Annotated in this window: 14 protein-coding genes; 7 read left to right on the top strand and 7 right to left on the bottom strand. The window is 64.2% G+C overall.

Annotated features, from left to right (window positions below; genetic code table 11):
- Positions 1–28: 28 nt before the first annotated feature.
- Positions 29–949, bottom strand: coding sequence for a beta-keto acid cleavage family enzyme (locus AC2YJX_RS22660; protein WP_487257347.1), 921 nt, complete (start codon positions 947–949; stop codon positions 29–31).
- A gap of 130 nt (positions 950–1,079) precedes the next feature.
- On the opposite strand from AC2YJX_RS22660, the gene AC2YJX_RS22655 reads away from it, so the two are divergent.
- Positions 1,080–1,772: a Crp/Fnr family transcriptional regulator gene (locus AC2YJX_RS22655; protein ID WP_055393318.1), complete on the top strand. Its 693-nt coding sequence runs from the start codon at positions 1,080–1,082 to the stop codon at positions 1,770–1,772.
- Positions 1,773–1,819: 47 nt separating this feature from the next.
- Here AC2YJX_RS22655 and AC2YJX_RS22650 read toward each other — a convergent pair whose 3' ends face one another.
- From AC2YJX_RS22650 to AC2YJX_RS22635, 4 genes are read right to left on the bottom strand one after another with little or no spacing between them, the layout of a single operon-like run.
- Positions 1,820–2,647 carry an alpha/beta fold hydrolase gene (locus AC2YJX_RS22650; RefSeq protein WP_487257346.1) on the bottom strand — a complete coding sequence of 276 codons (828 nt, stop codon included), beginning with the start codon at positions 2,645–2,647 and terminating at the stop codon, positions 1,820–1,822.
- Positions 2,644–4,194, bottom strand: coding sequence for a benzoate-CoA ligase family protein (locus AC2YJX_RS22645; protein ID WP_487257345.1), 1,551 nt, complete (start codon positions 4,192–4,194; stop codon positions 2,644–2,646). The genes AC2YJX_RS22650 and AC2YJX_RS22645 overlap by 4 nt, the downstream gene beginning before the upstream one ends.
- A gap of 48 nt (positions 4,195–4,242) precedes the next feature.
- Positions 4,243–5,793 (bottom strand): 3,4-dehydroadipyl-CoA semialdehyde dehydrogenase, encoded by a 1,551-nt coding sequence (locus AC2YJX_RS22640; protein ID WP_431150724.1) that lies wholly within the window; start codon positions 5,791–5,793, stop codon positions 4,243–4,245.
- 59 nt (positions 5,794–5,852) lie between these two features.
- Positions 5,853–6,320, bottom strand: coding sequence for a 4-hydroxylaminobenzoate lyase (locus AC2YJX_RS22635; RefSeq protein ID WP_431150726.1), 468 nt, complete (start codon positions 6,318–6,320; stop codon positions 5,853–5,855).
- 261 nt (positions 6,321–6,581) lie between these two features.
- Here AC2YJX_RS22635 and AC2YJX_RS22630 point away from each other — a divergent pair, with 261 nt between their 5' ends.
- From AC2YJX_RS22630 to AC2YJX_RS22605, 6 genes are all read left to right on the top strand, one after another.
- A complete protein-coding gene (locus tag AC2YJX_RS22630; RefSeq protein WP_218301674.1) occupies positions 6,582–7,523 on the top strand; it encodes a helix-turn-helix transcriptional regulator in 942 nt (313 codons plus the stop codon).
- A gap of 179 nt (positions 7,524–7,702) precedes the next feature.
- Positions 7,703–9,367, top strand: coding sequence for a 2,3-epoxybenzoyl-CoA dihydrolase (gene boxC, locus AC2YJX_RS22625; RefSeq protein WP_487257344.1), 1,665 nt, complete (start codon positions 7,703–7,705; stop codon positions 9,365–9,367).
- Between the two features lie 45 nt (positions 9,368–9,412).
- Positions 9,413–10,840, top strand: a complete 1,428-nt coding sequence (boxB, locus tag AC2YJX_RS22620; RefSeq protein ID WP_431150729.1) for a benzoyl-CoA 2,3-epoxidase subunit BoxB — start codon at positions 9,413–9,415, stop codon at positions 10,838–10,840.
- A gap of 165 nt (positions 10,841–11,005) precedes the next feature.
- Positions 11,006–12,292, top strand: coding sequence for a benzoyl-CoA 2,3-epoxidase subunit BoxA (gene boxA / locus AC2YJX_RS22615; protein ID WP_121422866.1), 1,287 nt, complete (start codon positions 11,006–11,008; stop codon positions 12,290–12,292).
- A gap of 465 nt (positions 12,293–12,757) precedes the next feature.
- The gene (locus AC2YJX_RS22610) at positions 12,758–12,970 is read left to right on the top strand and encodes a hypothetical protein (RefSeq protein WP_055395311.1); all 213 of its coding nucleotides are present in this window, start codon (positions 12,758–12,760) and stop codon (positions 12,968–12,970) included.
- A 220-nt stretch (positions 12,971–13,190) separates the two neighbouring features.
- A complete protein-coding gene (locus AC2YJX_RS22605) occupies positions 13,191–14,216 on the top strand; it encodes an SDR family oxidoreductase (protein WP_487257343.1) in 1,026 nt (341 codons plus the stop codon).
- A gap of 18 nt (positions 14,217–14,234) precedes the next feature.
- On the opposite strand, the gene AC2YJX_RS22600 is transcribed toward AC2YJX_RS22605, so the two are convergent.
- Together AC2YJX_RS22600 and exaC are read right to left on the bottom strand one after the other, a co-directional pair.
- Positions 14,235–14,612, bottom strand: a complete 378-nt coding sequence (locus AC2YJX_RS22600; RefSeq protein WP_487257342.1) for a DUF779 domain-containing protein — start codon at positions 14,610–14,612, stop codon at positions 14,235–14,237.
- Between the two features lie 171 nt (positions 14,613–14,783).
- Positions 14,784–16,307 (bottom strand): acetaldehyde dehydrogenase ExaC, encoded by a 1,524-nt coding sequence (exaC, locus tag AC2YJX_RS22595; protein ID WP_218301670.1) that lies wholly within the window; start codon positions 16,305–16,307, stop codon positions 14,784–14,786.
- Positions 16,308–16,553: the final 246 nt, after the last annotated feature.

Raw genomic sequence — 16,553 nt, 5'->3', positions numbered from 1 at the left:
CTTTCTTGGTGGGTGAAATCACAACAACTCAATCGATCGCAAAGGCGGGGCGAACGCCGCCTGCGCGGGGCAGACCCATGAGGGCGCGGGCCTCTGCTGGCGAGGCGGGCTCCATGTCCAGCTCCCGAATGATGCGCACGATGCGCTCCGTCAGCTGCACATTGGTGGCCAGTTCGCCCTGGCGGAAATACAGGTTGTCCTCCAGCCCCACGCGGGCATGCCCACCCAGCAGCAGCGCTGCCACATTGGCTTCGAGCTGCGAGGGGCCGATGCCACTCACGCAAAAGATGCTGTTGCGCGGCAGGGCGTCCACCATCATCTGCAGGTAGCGCGGCGAATACGGCATGGCGTTCTGGAAGCTGCGGTGCACGTTCATCACGAGGTTGATGAAATGCGGGCCCTCGTCGTGCCCCTCATCGATCAAGGTGGTGGCATCCTGCAGGATGTGTGTCGGGCTGAACACCTCCCACTCGGGCTTGATGCCGCGTGCCTTCATGCCCAGTGCCAGTTCGCGCCCTTTGCTGAGCGGGGTGTCCATGAGGATCTCGCGGCCGTCAAAGCTCAGATTGAGCGTGGTGGCATCCAGGGTGCACATCTCGGCCCCCGCATCCATGCCCTTGATGCGCTCTTCCCAGGCGATCTCCCAGCGGTCACCGGACAGCGGCCGCACCATGTCGCCATGCACACCACCGCCGGTAGAGTTGTTGATGACGATGTCGCAGCCTTTGGCCCGGATGCGGGTGTTGATGTCGCGGTAGATATCTGCGTTGCAGGTGGCGCCATCATCCGGGCGCCGTGCATGGATGGCCACCACGCTGGCCCCTGCGTTCCAGCACCGCTGCACATCGTCGGCAATTTCACCGGGCTGGGTGGGCAGGTGCGGGTTCTGCGACTTGTGGGCCATGCCACCGGTGGGAGCGATGGTGACGATGACTTTGCGCTTTGTCATGACATGGACTGGTGGAAAATGGTAATGCACCCATTATTTTTTTTAGCGTCTGCATACTCAGTCATCGCGATGACATTTGGACTCAGGGTATACGAGGACGCATTTCTCCTTCACTCTGGAGCCTCACACCATGCTGGTCAAGCTGGCGCCGCCGACGGTCGCCGATCTCCTGAAAAACTCAGCCTGGTTTCCCTTGCTGGACGAGAGCGCACAGCGACGCGTCCTGGACGACCTGCGTGAAGTCGAAGTGGCCCAGGGCAGCGCCCTGTGCCGGCGCGGCGACGTACCCCTGCACTGGTACGGTGCCGTTGAAGGACTGCTCAAGTGGACGGTGACCTCGGACAACGGGCGCTCGGTGACCCTCGGCGGTCTTTCTGCAGGCAGCTGGTTTGGTGAAGGAACCCTGCTGCGTGGCGTGCCGCGCACGGCGGACATCATTGCGCTGCGCCCCAGCCGGGTTGCGCTTTTACCCGTGGACACCTTTGAATGGCTGCACGCCACCCAGCGCAGTTTTGACCACTTTCTGCTGCGCCAGATCAACGAGCGCATGCACTGGTTTCTGGGCAATTTCACGGCCCACCACCTGCTGGACACGGACAGCCAGGTGGCGCGGGCGCTGGCAGGTCTTTTCCATCCCTGGCTGCACCCTGGCAGCGACCCTCACCTGCAGGTATCGCAGGAGGAAATCGCCAATCTGTCCGGTGTCTCGCGCCAGCGCTGCAACGCTGCACTCAAGCGCCTGGAAGCCGAGGGTGTGCTGCAGATCGAGTACGGCGGTATCACTGTGGTGAACCTGGAAGAACTGCGCCGCAGAGTGGAATAAGGGCCGGCGCTGCGTTCGATGGGCGCAGGTGCAGGCCTATCGGGTGTTCACGGATTTCGGCCTGCTGCAATCACGAACGCCAAGGTCGCAGCGATCACATCGTCGGAACGATCGCGGTGGGGTGAATGCGCGCAATCGGACAGTTCCAGCAGCTGTGTTCCGGGCACGCGGGCAGCAATGCCGTGGATCTGTGCCAGCGTGCCGTACTCGTCATTGAGCCCCTGCACAGCCAGTACGGGCACACACACGGTGCCCAGCTCTTTTTCGATGTTCCACGCGCGAAATGTCGGGTCGAGCCAGATGCGGTTCCAGCCCCAGAAAGCGGAGTCCGGGTCGTCGTGGTAACGGCCCAGCTTGCGGGGCAGGTCGGTGGTCTGGTAGGCGTTCCGCGCCTGCTCGATGTTCTGGATGGTCACATCCTCCACAAAGAGGTGGGGCGCCAACACGACCAGACCGCTGACCCGCTGCGGGAACATCGATGTATACAGCAAGGCAATGGATGCGCCATCACTGTGGCCAAAAAACCAGGGCGGCTCGTTAACGCCCACAGCCTCCAAAAAAGCAGGCAATACCTCCCGCGCCTGCCGGTGCATGAAGTCCACACCCCAGGCTTCATCGGGCGCCCGTGGGGTGGAACGCCCATACCCCGGCCGCGAGAACACCAGACCCCGAAAGCCTCCCGCCTCGCACAGCTGCTGCGGGAAGTCCTTCCACATCGCCAGCGACCCCAGCCCCTCGTGCAGGAACACCACCAAAGGTGCAGACCGGCGCTCTGGCGCAATCCACTGGTATTCCACCTGCACCGGCCGACCTCGCCAGTCGATGGCGGCCCATTCGCTGCCCCCGCTGGTACCGCCGCGTATGCCCCCGTTCACGCCCGGGACTCCAGCTCGCGCAGCCTGAAACGCTGGATCTTGCCCGTGGCGGTCTTGGGCAGCTCCGGTACGAACTCGATGAAACGCGGGTACTTGTAGGGCGCGAGTTTCTCCTTCACGAAGGCTTTGAGCTCGTCCTGCGTCGCGGCCTTGCCATCCTTGAGCACCACAAACGCCTTCGTCTTGGTAAGGCCGTCTGCGTCATGCTTGCCGATCACGGCGGCCTCCAGCACGGCGGTGTGCTGCATCAGCGTGGCCTCCACCTCGAACGGCGAGACGTAGATGCCGCTGACCTTGAGCATGTCGTCGCTGCGGCCTGCGTAGGTGTAATAGCCGTCCGCGTCGCGCACATACTTGTCGCCGCTTTTGGTCCACCCGCCCTGGAAGGTGTCGCGCGTCTTCTCGCGGTTGTTCCAGTACATCAAAGCAGCGCTGGGGCCCCGGATGTAGAGGTCGCCCACCTCGCCGTCGGGCACGCTCTGGCCGTCCTCGGCACGCAGTTCCACCTCGTAGCCCGGCACGGGCTTGCCGGTGGTGCCATAACGGATGTCGCCCGGGCGGTTGGACAAAAAGATGTGCAGCATCTCGGTGGAGCCAATGCCATCGATGATGTCGCAGCCAAAGTGCGCCTTGAAGCGCTGCGCGATCTCTGCGGGCAGCGCCTCGCCTGCCGAGGAGCACATGCGCAACGCCACCGCCGCACGCGCTGGCAACCGGGGTGATGCGAGCATGCCCGCGAAGCCTGTAGGCGCGCCAAAAAACACCGTGGGCTGGTGGTCCACCCAGCGCTTGAAGGTGGCATCGGGCGTGGGCCGCTCGGCCATCAGCACCACAGTGGCGCCCACGGACAGCGGGAAGGTGAGCGCATTGCCCAGGCCGTAGGCGAAGTACAGCTTTGCGGCTGAGAAACAGACGTCCTGCTGGGTGAGGCCGAGCACCGGCTTGCCATACAGCTCGGCCGTCCACCACAGGTTGCCGTGGGTGTGCACCGTGCCCTTGGGCTTGCCCGTAGAGCCCGACGAATAAAGCCAGAAGCCCGGGTCGTCCGCGCCGGTGGGCGCTGGTGCGGCCAACGGAGACGCACTGTTCAAGGCCGCCTCCAGATCGCGGGCGCCCGCATGCAGCTTGCCCACCGGCAGCGATACCAGCAGCGTGCCCGCTTCATGAGGACCGCGCGCCATGGCCTCGGACAATACCGGCAGCAAGGCCCCCGATACCAGCGCCGCCTGCGCCCGGCTGTGCGCCAGCATGTAGGCATAGTCGTCTGCGGTCAGCAGGGTGTTGACCGCCACCGGCACCACCCCTGCATACAGGCAGCCCAGAAAGCACACGGGCCAGTCGCTGGTGTCGTGCATCAGCAGCAGCACCCGCTCTTCGCGCCGCACCCCCGCCTCAGCCAGCACGCTGGCCAGCCGCCGGGCGCGGTCTTCCAGATCGCCATAGCTCAGGCGCCCCCGGTCGTCGATGTAGGCCGTGCGCTCGGCATGCGCCCGGTTCAGGTCGAACAGATGTTCGGCGAAATTGAATCGCTCTGGCAGGCTGGTCATGGGGATGTCTCCGTATTGTTCTGGGCAATTCACAGGCCTTGGAAGGCCTCATAGACCGAGCGATGCCAACACACCTGGGCTGGCTTGAACCGCACTGCGCTGGTGGTAAAAGTCGAGCGCACGCAAGCCGCCCAGCTCTGCACCACCACCAGCGCGCCCCGGCCCCCCGTGCTGCGACATGGGCATCACATTGCCGTGCCCTGTGTGAGCCTGCGCCACATCGGGTGTGACGACATGCACACGCCCGTGGCTCGCGGCCAGCTGCACGGCCGCAGCGGCCAAGGCTGCCTCGTCAGCACCAAACAGCGAGGTCACCAGCGATCCTTGGCCCCTGTGCGCCAGCGCCAGGGCATGGTCCAGGTCACGGTAGGGCAGTAACGTGGCGACAGGGCCGAATACTTCCATGTCATGCACCGCAGATGCTGCATCGGCATCGCGTGCACCCAGCAGCACCGGCCCCATGCAGGCCGCTACGGCAGGGTCGGCATCCACCAGCGGGCGTGCGCGGCCATCGTGCAGCAGGTCGGTGTGGGCGCTCAAAGCGGCCAGACCTTCGCGCACCGCGTGCAATTGCGCGGCGCTGACCAGGGAACCCATGCGCACGCTCTCGTTGCGCGGGTTGCCCACGCTGATGCCTGCGAGCTTGGCACCGATGGCCTCGGCCGCAGCGTCGTATACCGCAGCGGGCACCAAAATGCGGCGGATCGCCGTGCACTTCTGCCCGGACTTGACCGTCATCTCGCGCACCACTTCACGCACCAGCAGGTTGAAGGCATCGCTGCCCACGGTGGCATCGGGCAGCAGGATGGCAGAGTTCAGGCTGTCGGCCTCGATATTGGCCCGCACCGAGCGGTGCGCCACGGCCGGGTGCGACCGGATGACAGCCGCAGTTTCCGCCGAGCCCGTGAAGGAGACCACATCGAAAGGCTGCAGCTGGTCCATCAAACCCGCAGAGCTGCCCGCGATGACCGACAGCGCGCCCACGGGCAGCACACCCGCATCGATCACATCCTTCACCATGCGCTGCGTGAGCCAGGCCGTGGCGGTGGCGGGCTTGACGATCACCGGGACGCCAGACAGCAGCGCAGGCGCCGCCTTCTCCCACAGCCCCCAGGCGGGAAAGTTGAAGGCGTTGATGAACAGCGCCACACCCCGCGTGGGCACCTGCAGGTGCTGCGACAAAAAGACCGGCTCCTTGCCCAGCTTGACCGCGTCGCCATCGCGCAGCACCCGCACATCACCCAGCGCATCGCCCCACCGCGCATACTGGCCCAGGGTGAAGATGCCGCCGTCGATGTCCACCGCCGAATCGTTCTTCACCGTGCCAGAGTTGGCGGTTGCAATGTCGTAGTAACTCTCACGGTGTGCCTGCAGTACCTTCACCACCGCCGCCAGTAGCGCGGCCCGCTCACGGTAGGTCATGGCGCGCAAGGCGGCGCCGCCGCGATCCCGTGCAAAGGCAAAGGCTTCCGGCAGATCCAGCCCCGTGCAATCGACGCGCACCAGCGCGTCGCCCAACACCGGGTCGCTGAGCACGGTGCCCGGGCCGTTTCCGGTTTGCCAGCGTCCAGCGGCAAAGTTGGCCAGGAGTTCAGTCATGCAGGTCTTTCAAAAAAAGGGATCGGTATGGCGAGAAGCGCCAGAAAGGAGGGACCGCTTTAACGTGTGAACTGGATCTGCCCCTCCGGCAGCAGATAGAGCACCAGCGCACGCCCCTGGGCCACCGTGGGGCGGTGGGCGCTGGCCGGTGGATAGACGCACCACCCAGCGGGGTGCCCGTCGAAGGTGGCACCGGCCGTGAGCGGCAGGATCAAATCGATTTCCCCCAGAGGGTGGCTGTGGTGAGGGCCCGCAATGTCCTGCATGTCCACCACATCGACGGAAAAGCGGTGCAATGCATCGTCAGCCTTGAAGACGCGGCCGTAGCGGATGCCGCCACCTTCGCGGTCGCACAGCCACCCCTCTTCCACGCCCACCAGGCAGGCCGCTTTGAGCCCTGCATAGGCAGCGCTGTCAGGCCCATGGGTCTGGTTGAGCCAGTCCTGCAGTTCGGAATCCAGAGGTCGCCCGGCGATCTGCGCGGTCAGATCCACCAAGGCTTGATGAAATGCGGCTTTGTGGGGCATGGCTTCTCGGGGGCTAGGAAAATGGGGGCCCGCACACCTTTTTGATCTGTATCCTTGTGGATTTTTCAGATGTGCAGTATTTTGCTTGCACATGAACGATAGGTAATGCATGACCGAATGTCAAGCACTATAGTGCATAAATTGTTTTCTCCGACGGGGTGGAAACGCGCCGTGGTGAGGCGTCCCTGAGCGCGCTCGACCTGCCACTACCCACCAATACCCGCCAATGGGCTGTAAGAACCTGTTCCAAGAAAGATGGGCATGACCGAACAAGAAGACGCAGAAACCGCGCTCTCCACGCCTGCCGACAACATGCCGGGGGCTGCGGAAGAGGCCAAGAACCCCCTGCTGGTCGCGCTGGGCGAGCGCGTGCGCAACCTGCGCGCACAGCGCGGCCTCACGCGCAAGGCCGTGGCGGTGGCGGCCGACGTGTCCGAGCGGCATCTGGCCAACCTCGAATACGGCACCGGCAACGCGTCCATCCTGGTGCTTCAGCAAGTGGCAGGCGCCCTGCACTGCTCGCTGGCCGAGCTGGTGGGCGACTTCACCACACGCTCGCCGGAATGGCTGCTGATCCGGGAGCTACTGGAGCACCGCAGCGAGCCCGAGCTGCGCCGTGCGCGGCTGGCGCTGAACGAACTGTTGAGCGGCGGTGGCAGCGACACGGCACGCCACAGGCGCATCGCACTCATTGGCTTGCGGGGCGCGGGCAAATCCACCCTGGGCCCCCTGCTGGCGCGCGACCTGGACGTGCCCTTTATTGAGCTGAGCCGCGAGATCGAAACCCTGGCGGGCTGCAGCGTGCGGGAGATCCACGACCTGTACGGCACCACGGCCTACCGCCGCTACGAACGCCGCGCCCTCGAAGAAACCGTGCAGATCCACAGCGAAGTGGTTATCGCCACGCCCGGTGGCATCGTCTCGGACCCCGCCACCTTCAACGAGCTGCTCGCGCACTGCACCACCGTGTGGCTGCGCGCCGCACCCGAGGAACACATGGGCCGCGTGCTGGCCCAGGGCGATATGCGCCCCATGGCCGCCAGCAAGGAGGCCATGGACGACCTGCGCCGCATCCTGGAAGGGCGCGCGGCCTTCTATTCCAAAGCCGACCTCACCATCGACACCTCCGGGAGCAGCCTGGAAGACAGCCTGCAGCAACTGCGCACCGGAGTGCGCAAGCTGATGACCGCCCGGCCAGGCTGACCTCCTCCCCACCACCAGCCCACAGCCTCGAAGCTCTCTGGGGCTGCCGCCGCGTGGTTTCAGAAAAATCCGCAGAAAACAGCGACATGCATTGACTTGCCTATTGATATGCACGATGATGCACATCAACGATGCATTTAATGCACTATTATTCCTGTTAGCAGATGGATGGAGACCCCATGACCACACCCGCCCCCACCCGCGTGGACTACCGCACCGATCCCACCCAATACCGCCACTGGGCGCTGGCCGTAGACGGCCCGGTGGCGCGCCTGTCGCTCGACATCGCCGAAGACGGTGGCATCCGCCCCGGCTACAAGCTCAAGCTCAACAGCTATGACCTGGGTGTGGACATCGAGCTACACGACGCACTCAACCGCATCCGCTTCGAACACCCCACGGTGCGCACCGTCATCGTCACCAGCGCCAAGGACCGCATCTTTTGCTCGGGCGCCAACATCTTCATGCTGGGTGTCTCCAGCCACGCCTGGAAGGTGAACTTCTGCAAGTTCACGAATGAGACGCGCAACGGCATCGAGGATTCGTCCAAACACTCGGGCCTGAAGTTCGTCGCCGCCGTGAATGGCGCATGCGCGGGCGGTGGCTACGAGCTGGCCCTGGCCTGCGACGAGATCGTGCTGGTGGACGACCGCTCGTCGGCCGTGTCGCTGCCTGAAGTGCCGCTCCTGGGCGTGCTGCCCGGCACCGGCGGCCTGACCCGCGTGACCGACAAGCGCCATGTGCGCCACGACCTCGCCGACATCTTCTGCACCAGCGTGGAAGGTGTGCGCGGCCAACGCGCGGTGGACTGGCGCCTGGTGGATCGCATCGCCAAGCCCGCGCAATTTGCCGCCACCGTCGATGAAACCGCCGCACGCCTGGCCGAAGGCAGCCCCCGCCCCACCAGCGCGCAGGGCGTGGCCCTGACCCGCGTGGAGCGCGAAGAAAGCGCCGACAGCCTGCGCTACGCACACGTCAGCGTGGACATCGACCGCACCCGCCGCACCGCCACGCTCACGCTGAAGGCCCCCACCGGCGCGCAACCCACGGACATCGCTGGCATCGAAGCCGCAGGCGCCGCCTGGTGGCCGCTGGCCCTGGCGCGCCAGCTGGACGACGCCATCCTGAACCTGCGTACCAACGAGCTCGATATCGGCACCTGGCTGCTCAAGACCGAAGGTGATGCCCAGGCCGTGCTGGCCAGCGATGCCACGCTGATCGCGCACCAGGACCACTGGCTCGTGCGCGAAACCATTGGCGCACTGCGCCGCACCTTTGCACGGCTGGATGTGTCGTCGCGCAGCCTGTTTGCGCTGGTCGAATCCGGCTCGGCCTTTGCAGGCTCCTTGGCAGAACTGGCGTTTGCGGCCGACCGCACCTACATGCTCGCCCTGCCCGACGATGCCGAGCGCGCGCCCAAGATCACGCTCAACGAATTCAACTTCGGCCTGCTGCCGATGGTGAACGACCAGAGCCGCCTGCAACGCCGCTTTTACGAAGAAGCCACGCCCATGGAGGCAGCCCGCTCGGCCGCCGGCAAGCCACTGGACGCCGATGCCGCTCTGGCACTCGGCCTGGTCACCGCCGCCCCGGATGACATCGACTGGGACGACGAGATCCGCATCGCCATCGAAGAACGCGCGGCCATGTCGCCCGACTCGCTCACCGGGCTGGAGGCCAATCTGCGCTTTGCCAGCAAGGAGAACATGAACACACGCATCTTCGGCCGCCTGACCGCCTGGCAGAACTGGATCTTCAACCGCCCGAACGCCGTGGGCGACAAAGGCGCGCTCAAGGTCTATGGCACGGGCCAGAAAGCCGGTTTCGACTTGAATCGCGTCTAGCCCCAACCCCGACCGTTCGGTTTTCCATCCAACGAGGAGACATCCATGAGCACCATCAACTACAGCGAGAAGATCCCCAACAACGTCAACCTCGGCGAAGACCGCACGTTGCAGCGCGCGCTCGAAGGCTGGCAGCCCAACTTCATCAACTGGTGGGACGACGTGGGCCCCGAGGGCTCTACCAACCACGAGGTGTACCTGCGCACCGCCGTGAGCGTGGACCCCAACGGCTGGGCGCAGTTCGGCCACGTGAAGATGCGCGACTACCGCTGGGGCATCTTTTTGAACCCCGGTGACGCCAACCGCGAAATCCACTTTGGTGACCACAAGGGCGAAAAGGCCTGGCAGGACGTGCCCGGCGAGCACCGCGCCAACCTGCGCCGCATCATCGTGACGCAGGGCGACACCGAGCCCGCCTCGGTCGAGCAGCAGCGCCACCTGGGCCTGACGGCGCCCAGCATGTACGACCTGCGCAACCTGTTCCAGATCAATGTGGAAGAAGGCCGCCACCTGTGGGCCATGGTCTACCTGCTGCACAAGCACTTTGGCCGCGACGGCCGCGAAGAGGCCGAGGCACTGCTGCAGCGCACCTCGGGCGACGTGGACAACCCACGCATTCTGGGCGCGTTCAACGAGAAGACGCCCGACTGGCTGGCGTTCTTCATGTTCACCTACTTCACCGACCGTGACGGCAAGTTCCAGCTGGCAGCGCTGGCCGAGAGTGCCTTCGACCCGCTGGCGCGCACCACCAAGTTCATGCTGACCGAAGAGGCGCACCACATGTTTGTGGGCGAAAGTGGCATCTCGCGCGTGCTCAGCCGCACCGCGCAGGTAATGAACGACCTCAAGACCGACGACCCCGCCCGGGTGCGCGCGGCCGGTGCCATCGACCTGCCTACCATCCAGCGTTACCTGAACTTCCACTACAGCGTAACCATCGACCTGTTCGGTGCCGACCAGTCCAGCAACGCCGCCACGTTCTATAGCTCCGGCCTCAAGGGCCGCTACGAAGAGGGCAAGCGGAGTGACGACCACATCCTCAAGGGCCAGACCTACAAGGTGCTGGAAGTTGTCAACGGCCAGTTGCAGGAGAAGGAAGTGCCCATGCTCAACGCCTTGAACGAGGTGCTGCGCGACGATTTCATCAAGGACTCGATGGCGGGCGTAGGTCGCTGGAACAAGGTGCTGGAAAAGGCCGGCATCCCCACGCGCCTGGCCGTACCACACAAGGCCTTCAACCGCCAGATCGGGGCGCTGGCGGGCATCAAGATGTCACCCGACGGCCGCGTGGTGAGCGAAGCCGAATGGACAGCCCGCAAGGCCGAGTGGCTGCCCACGCCCGAGGACTTTGCCTTCGTTGCCTCGCTGATGGGGCGCGTGGTGGAGCCCGGCAAGTTTGCGGGCTGGATCGCGCCGCCGGTCATGGGCATCAACCGCCAGCCCGTCGATTTCGAATACGTGCGGTTTGGTTGATCCCCCTGAGCCGCTGCGCGTTTTCCCCCTGAAGGGGACACCTCCAGCGGCCCGGCAAAGCCGGTTCCGCGATGGCACTGGCATCAGGTCGCGCCACTGCTTACCGCTGCGCGCAATGGCGCAGGGACATGGCACCGGAACAACTGTTGGAAGAAGAATATGGGCATGACCACCACCACGCTGATCGACAACGGCATCCTGAAGCAGCACCTGATCGACCCCGAGATCTGCATCCGCTGCAACACCTGCGAGGCCACCTGCCCGGTGGGTGCCATCACACACGACGACAACAACTACGTGGTGCGCGCCGATGTTTGCAACGGCTGCATGGCCTGCATCTCGCCCTGCCCCACCGGCTCCATCGACAACTGGCGCACCATGCCGCTGGCGCGCGCCTACAGCATCGAAGAACAGCTCACCTGGGAAGAACTGCCGTCCGAACTCACGCCCGATGAACTGGCTGCCGAGGGTGTGGCAACGTCGACCGGCGATACAAAGCTGCCGTCCGCACCGGCTGCACCGACCACGCCCATGGAGCCGGGCACGCAGGCGTTCCGCTCGGCGCAGTACGGCGCCACGGTGCCGCCCTGGTCGGCCGCACACCCCTACACCAACCTGTTCCCCCCGAGGAGCCCCACCACCGCCACCGTGGTTGGCAACTTCAACTGCACCGAGGCGGGCTTTGAGAGCGAGACGCACCACGTGGTGCTCGACTTCGGCAGCATGCCGTTCCCGGTGCTGGAGGGGCAGTCCATCGGCATCATCCCGCCCGGCACCGACGCGCTGGGCAAGGCGCACCACGCGCGCCAGTACTCCATCGCCAGCCCGCGCAATGGCGAGCGGCCCGGCTATAACAACCTGGCGCTCACGGTAAAGCGCGTGACCACCGACCACGACGGCAACGCCGTGCGCGGCATCGCTTCCAACTTCGTGTGCGACCTGAAAGTGGGCGATAAGGTCCAGGTGGTGGGGCCGTTTGGAAGCTCCTTCCTGATGCCCAACCACCCGCGCTCGCACATCGTGATGATCTGCACCGGCACCGGCAGCGCCCCCATGCGCGCGATGACCGAATGGCGTCGGCGCCTGCGCAGCAGCGGCAAGTTTGAAGGCGGCAAGCTCATGCTGTTCTTCGGCGCACGCACGCAGCAGGAGCTGCCGTACTTTGGCCCGCTGCAAAACCTCCCCAAGGATTTCATCGACATCAACCTGGCGTTCTCCCGCACCGCCGGGCAGCCCAAGCGCTATGTGCAAGACCTGATGCGCGAGCGCGCCGCTGACCTGGCTGCGCTGCTGCGCGACGGCAACAGCCACTTCTATGTCTGTGGCCTGAAGAGCATGGAAGAAGGCGTGGTGATGGCCCTGCGCGACATCGCCAGCGAAGCCGGCCTGGAGTGGGACGCTGTGGGCGCCGCACTCCAGCGCGAAGGACGGTTGCACCTGGAGACCTACTGAGCTGCATCGCCGCCGGTCCGTAGGCCGGCGGCACGGGAAGCGCGCTGGTGGTGGTGCGCCTCCAGGTTGGTCGGATTGCGCATCAAATTTTGAGTGCAATAGGGCCCTAGCGCTTGATGAACAAGCGCAAACAGCTATTATTTTTATAGCATTTAAGCCATCCACCACGCTCGCAGCAGTTGCGCATAGTCAGGCGAGAAATGAACGGCTCACTTTAGCGCACGCGCCCCGCACTTCCCGCCAGCACAGCCAAAGCGCCACGCTGCACTATCCAGAAGAATCCCACGCACCTTTGCGCGCCTCGAAAGATGCAGAAACCTGGCGTGCGTTTGCTTACGGCAGATGGAAAAAGGACGACCCGCCTATAGGACAGGGACTACAGAAATTGCCCTGGTGCATTTTGAGAATGAATTCACACACGGCCCCCCGTGTGCAATTTTTCTTTTCTTTCACCAGGAGATATCAATGTCCAGCAACAACCCTCAAGGCCAGAACCAGCACACCGACAACAACGACTCCCAGCGCAAGAATCAGGGCAGCCGGCAGGCCGAGCAAAGCAACGATCCATCCGGCAACCGCCAGCAGGGGCAGAACGACCCTTCGGGCTCCAGCGGCAATCAGGGAAGCCGTGAGCAACATGGCGATTCTTCCCGCCGCACACCCCAGAACCAGCGCTGATCCGTCGAGCGGCGCCTTGCCGTGAGACTGATACAGGCCAAACGGGCGCACGCCAAGCCGCAAGCCGGCGGTGGGGCGTCCGCCTTGTGACCTCGGGCCGCGCTGCCTCCACCTCGGAAGCAGCGCGGCCTTACTTTTTGCCTCTGTTGCGGCCTTCATTCAGCGCGCCACACCACTGCGCTTCGTTTTTCTTTCATTCATTGAGCCAGCACCCTCTGCCATGAACACATCCAAAACGCCCCCTTCCGACACAGCGGTCCATGCAACGGTCCAGAAGCAGAGGCGGATCCAGACCGAGCAGGACCGCCACGACACACACCAGCCTCCAAAGAGCAAGGCACAACCCACGCAGGGCAAAGGCAGTCCAGCGGCACCGGGGCCGGGTCATGCGGAACCGGCACCTCCGCTGCCCGACCAGCACCTCACCAAACCGGGCCTGGAGGCGGACATGGAACTCAAGCCCCAGTTCGAGGCAGCCCACTACCGGGGCAGCGACAAACTCAAAGGGTTCTCTACCCTGGTCACTGGCGGTGACTCGGGCATTGGCCGCGCGGTGGCCGTGCTGTTTGCCCGCGAGGGCGCGGACGTTGCCATTGCGTACCTGGCGGAACATGAAGATGCCGAGCAGACTCGCCAGCTGGTGGAAGCCGAAGGCGGCCGGTGCATTCTGATCCCCGGCGACGTCAAAGACGCTGCGTACTGCGCCGATGCCGTGCGGCAGGTGGTCACCGCTTTTGGCAAGCTCAATGTGCTGGTCAACAACGCGGCATTCCAGGAGCATGCGGCATCCCTGGAAGAACTGACGGCCGAGCGTTTTGACGAAACGTTCCAGACCAATATCTACGGCTACTTCCACATGGCCAAGGCAGCCCTGCCCCACCTGCACCGGGGTGACTCGATCATCAACACCGGCTCCGTCACCGGGCTGCGCGGCAGCAAGGAACTGATCGACTACTCGGCCACCAAGGGGGCCATCCATGCGTTCACCAAGGCCCTGGCCCACAACCTTGCCGACCAAGGCATCCGAGTGAACGCTGTCGCCCCCGGGCCGGTATGGACCCCGCTCAACCCAGCGGACAAGGCGCCAGACGACATCGAAAAATTTGGTGCAAAGACCCACCTGGGCCGCCCGGCGCAGCCCGAGGAGATTTCACCCGCCTACGTATTTCTTGCAGCGCCGTGCTGCTCCAGCTACATCACCGGCACCGTGCTGCCGATCACGGGCAACGCCGGCGACGGCGCGTAAAGAGAGCACCGCCTCGCATCACGCCAGATCGCGGGCGACCAGCGGTTCAATCCCAGCCCATTCCTCGTCCGTGAACAGGCGCGAGCGGGTGTGGAAAGCCTTGCCGGTGCTGCCCTCCAGCGAAAACGTGCCGCCGTGCCCGTCAATCACATCCAGAATGAGCTGCGTGTGCTTCCAGTACTCGTACTGCGATTTTCCGATGTAGAACGGCGCGCCGCCCACATGCCCCAGCAAGACATCCCCCGCCCCAATGGTCAGATCGGTGGGCAGGTAGCAGTTGGCCGCACTGTTGTCGCAGCAGCCACCCGACTGGTGAAACATCACACTCCCATGCTGCACCTGCAGCTGCGCAATCAGCGCCAGGGCTGCGTCGGTGGCAATGACTCTCTCGACCATGGTGATCTCCTGATGGGCCAAAAAAATGCTGCTGTGCCCAAAGTGGTTTCACAGCAGCGTCACGGTGGTTCACAGAGCGCCGATGGCTAGGCGCGCCGTCGCAGACAGTAGCAGCGCTACGGCAAGACGGAGCAACGACGCCAGCGGCGTTCTGTGGACCACAACTCCCAATCAGAAAAAGCCCAGCTTGTTTTCAGAGTACGACACCAAGAGGTTCTTGGTTTGTTGGTAGTGGTCCAGCATCATCTTGTGCGTTTCGCGCCCAATGCCCGATTCCTTGTAGCCGCCAAACGCCGCGTGCGCCGGGTAGGCGTGGTAGCAGTTGGTCCACACACGCCCAGCCTTGATGGCGCGGCCCATGCGGTAGGCCACATTGCCGTTGCGGCTCCACACACCGGCGCCCAGGCCGTACAGCGTGTCGTTGGCAATGGCCAGCGCTTCGGCTTCGTCCTTGAAGGTGGTCACGGCCAGCACGGGACCGAAGATTTCTTCCTGGAAGATGCGCATCTTGTTGTGGCCCTTGAACAGCGTGGGCTGCACGTAGTAGCCGCCTTCCAGGTCGCCACCCAGGTGGGCTTGGCCACCACCGGCCAGGACTTCGGCGCCTTCGGCCTTGCCCAGTTCCAGGTACGACAGGATCTTGGTGAGCTGCTCCTTGGAAGCCTGCGCGCCCATCATGCTGTCGGAGTCCAGCGGGTTGGCATGTTTGATGGCCGTCACGCGCTTCAAGACACGCTCCATGAATTTGTCGTAGATGCTTTCCTGGATCAGCGCTCGGCTGGGGCAGGTGCAGACCTCGCCCTGGTTGAACGCGAACAGCACCAGGCCTTCCACACACTTGTCGAGGAAGGCATCGTCCTTGTCCATGATGTCGGCGAAGAACACGTTAGGGCTCTTGCCGCCCAGCTCCAGCGTGGCGGGAATCAGGTTGTTGGCGGCGGCCTGCGCAATCACGCGGCCTGTGCTGGTGGAACCGGTGAAGGCGATCTTGGCAATGCGCTTGCTGGTGGCCAGCGGCATGCCCGCCTCACGGCCATAGCCGTTGACGATGTTGAGCACGCCGGGCGGCAGCAGGTCGGCAATCAGCTCGGCCAGGATGAGTATGGAAATGGGGGTGGACTCTGCCGGCTTGAGCACCACGCAGTTGCCCGCGCCCAGGGCAGGCGCCAGTTTCCACGCCGCCATCAGGATGGGGAAGTTCCACGGAATGATCTGGCCCACCACGCCCAGTGGTTCCTGGATGTGGTACGCCACGGTGTTCTCGTCGATGTTGGAGAGGGCGCCTTCCTGCGCACGCACGCAACCCGCAAAGTAGCGGAAGTGGTCCACGGTGAGTGGGATGTCGGCGTTCAGCGTTTCGCGGATGGCCTTGCCGTTGTCCACGGTTTCCGCATAGGCCAGCAGCTCCAGGTTCTGCTCGATGCGGTCGGCAATCTTCAGCAGGATGTTGCTGCGCGTGGCGGCGTCGGTCTTGCCCCAGGCGTCGGCAGCGGCGTGGGCGGCGTCCAGCGCCAGCTCGATGTCTTCGGCGGTGGAGCGGGCGGCCTGGGTGTAGATCTTGCCGTTGACGGGCGAGATCACATCGAAGTATTGGCCCTTGACCGGGGGCACAAATTGGCCGCCGATGAAGTTGTTGTACTGGGGCTTGTAGGCGATCTTGGCGCCAGCGGCGCCGGGGGCTGCGTAAACGGTCATGTTGTCTGTCTCCGGTGGATTTGTGGACATCTGGTCGGCACACCGCGCCGCCAGATAGAGGACATGACTCAAAACCCGTGCCAACCTGTCCCACCTGCTAAGTGTTTGATTTTTATGGCTTTGTTTGCGCGTCCGCAAGAATGCACAACCCATCGGCCGTTAAGGTGTCCGCTCCAGAACGCGACACCTGTCACGAAATGGAACAGTTGAAGCGGCCCCTCAGCGCTTGCTATTGCCCTGGCCTCT

It is taken from the genome of Acidovorax sp. SRI_002 (genome assembly GCF_057586455.1).
This window is presented reverse-complemented; position numbering and strand designations above follow the sequence as displayed.

Excerpts from the sequence above, each read along its gene's own strand:
- AC2YJX_RS22600 (WP_487257342.1), bottom strand. The coding sequence starts at position 14,612 with ATGGTCGAGAGAGTCATTGCCACCGACGCAGCCCTGGCGCTGATTGCG.
- AC2YJX_RS22645 (WP_487257345.1), bottom strand. The coding sequence starts at position 4,194 with ATGACCAGCCTGCCAGAGCGATTCAATTTCGCCGAACATCTGTTCGAC.
- AC2YJX_RS22660 (WP_487257347.1), bottom strand. The coding sequence starts at position 949 with ATGACAAAGCGCAAAGTCATCGTCACCATCGCTCCCACCGGTGGCATG.
- exaC (WP_218301670.1), bottom strand. The coding sequence starts at position 16,307 with ATGACCGTTTACGCAGCCCCCGGCGCCGCTGGCGCCAAGATCGCCTAC.
- AC2YJX_RS22605 (WP_487257343.1), top strand. The coding sequence starts at position 13,191 with ATGAACACATCCAAAACGCCCCCTTCCGACACAGCGGTCCATGCAACG.
- boxA (WP_121422866.1), top strand. The coding sequence starts at position 11,006 with ATGACCACCACCACGCTGATCGACAACGGCATCCTGAAGCAGCACCTG.
- AC2YJX_RS22635 (WP_431150726.1), bottom strand. The coding sequence starts at position 6,320 with ATGCCCCACAAAGCCGCATTTCATCAAGCCTTGGTGGATCTGACCGCG.
- AC2YJX_RS22640 (WP_431150724.1), bottom strand. The coding sequence starts at position 5,793 with ATGACTGAACTCCTGGCCAACTTTGCCGCTGGACGCTGGCAAACCGGA.
- boxB (WP_431150729.1), top strand. The coding sequence starts at position 9,413 with ATGAGCACCATCAACTACAGCGAGAAGATCCCCAACAACGTCAACCTC.
- AC2YJX_RS22610 (WP_055395311.1), top strand. The coding sequence starts at position 12,758 with ATGTCCAGCAACAACCCTCAAGGCCAGAACCAGCACACCGACAACAAC.
- AC2YJX_RS22655 (WP_055393318.1), top strand. The coding sequence starts at position 1,080 with ATGCTGGTCAAGCTGGCGCCGCCGACGGTCGCCGATCTCCTGAAAAAC.
- boxC (WP_487257344.1), top strand. The coding sequence starts at position 7,703 with ATGACCACACCCGCCCCCACCCGCGTGGACTACCGCACCGATCCCACC.
- AC2YJX_RS22630 (WP_218301674.1), top strand. The coding sequence starts at position 6,582 with ATGACCGAACAAGAAGACGCAGAAACCGCGCTCTCCACGCCTGCCGAC.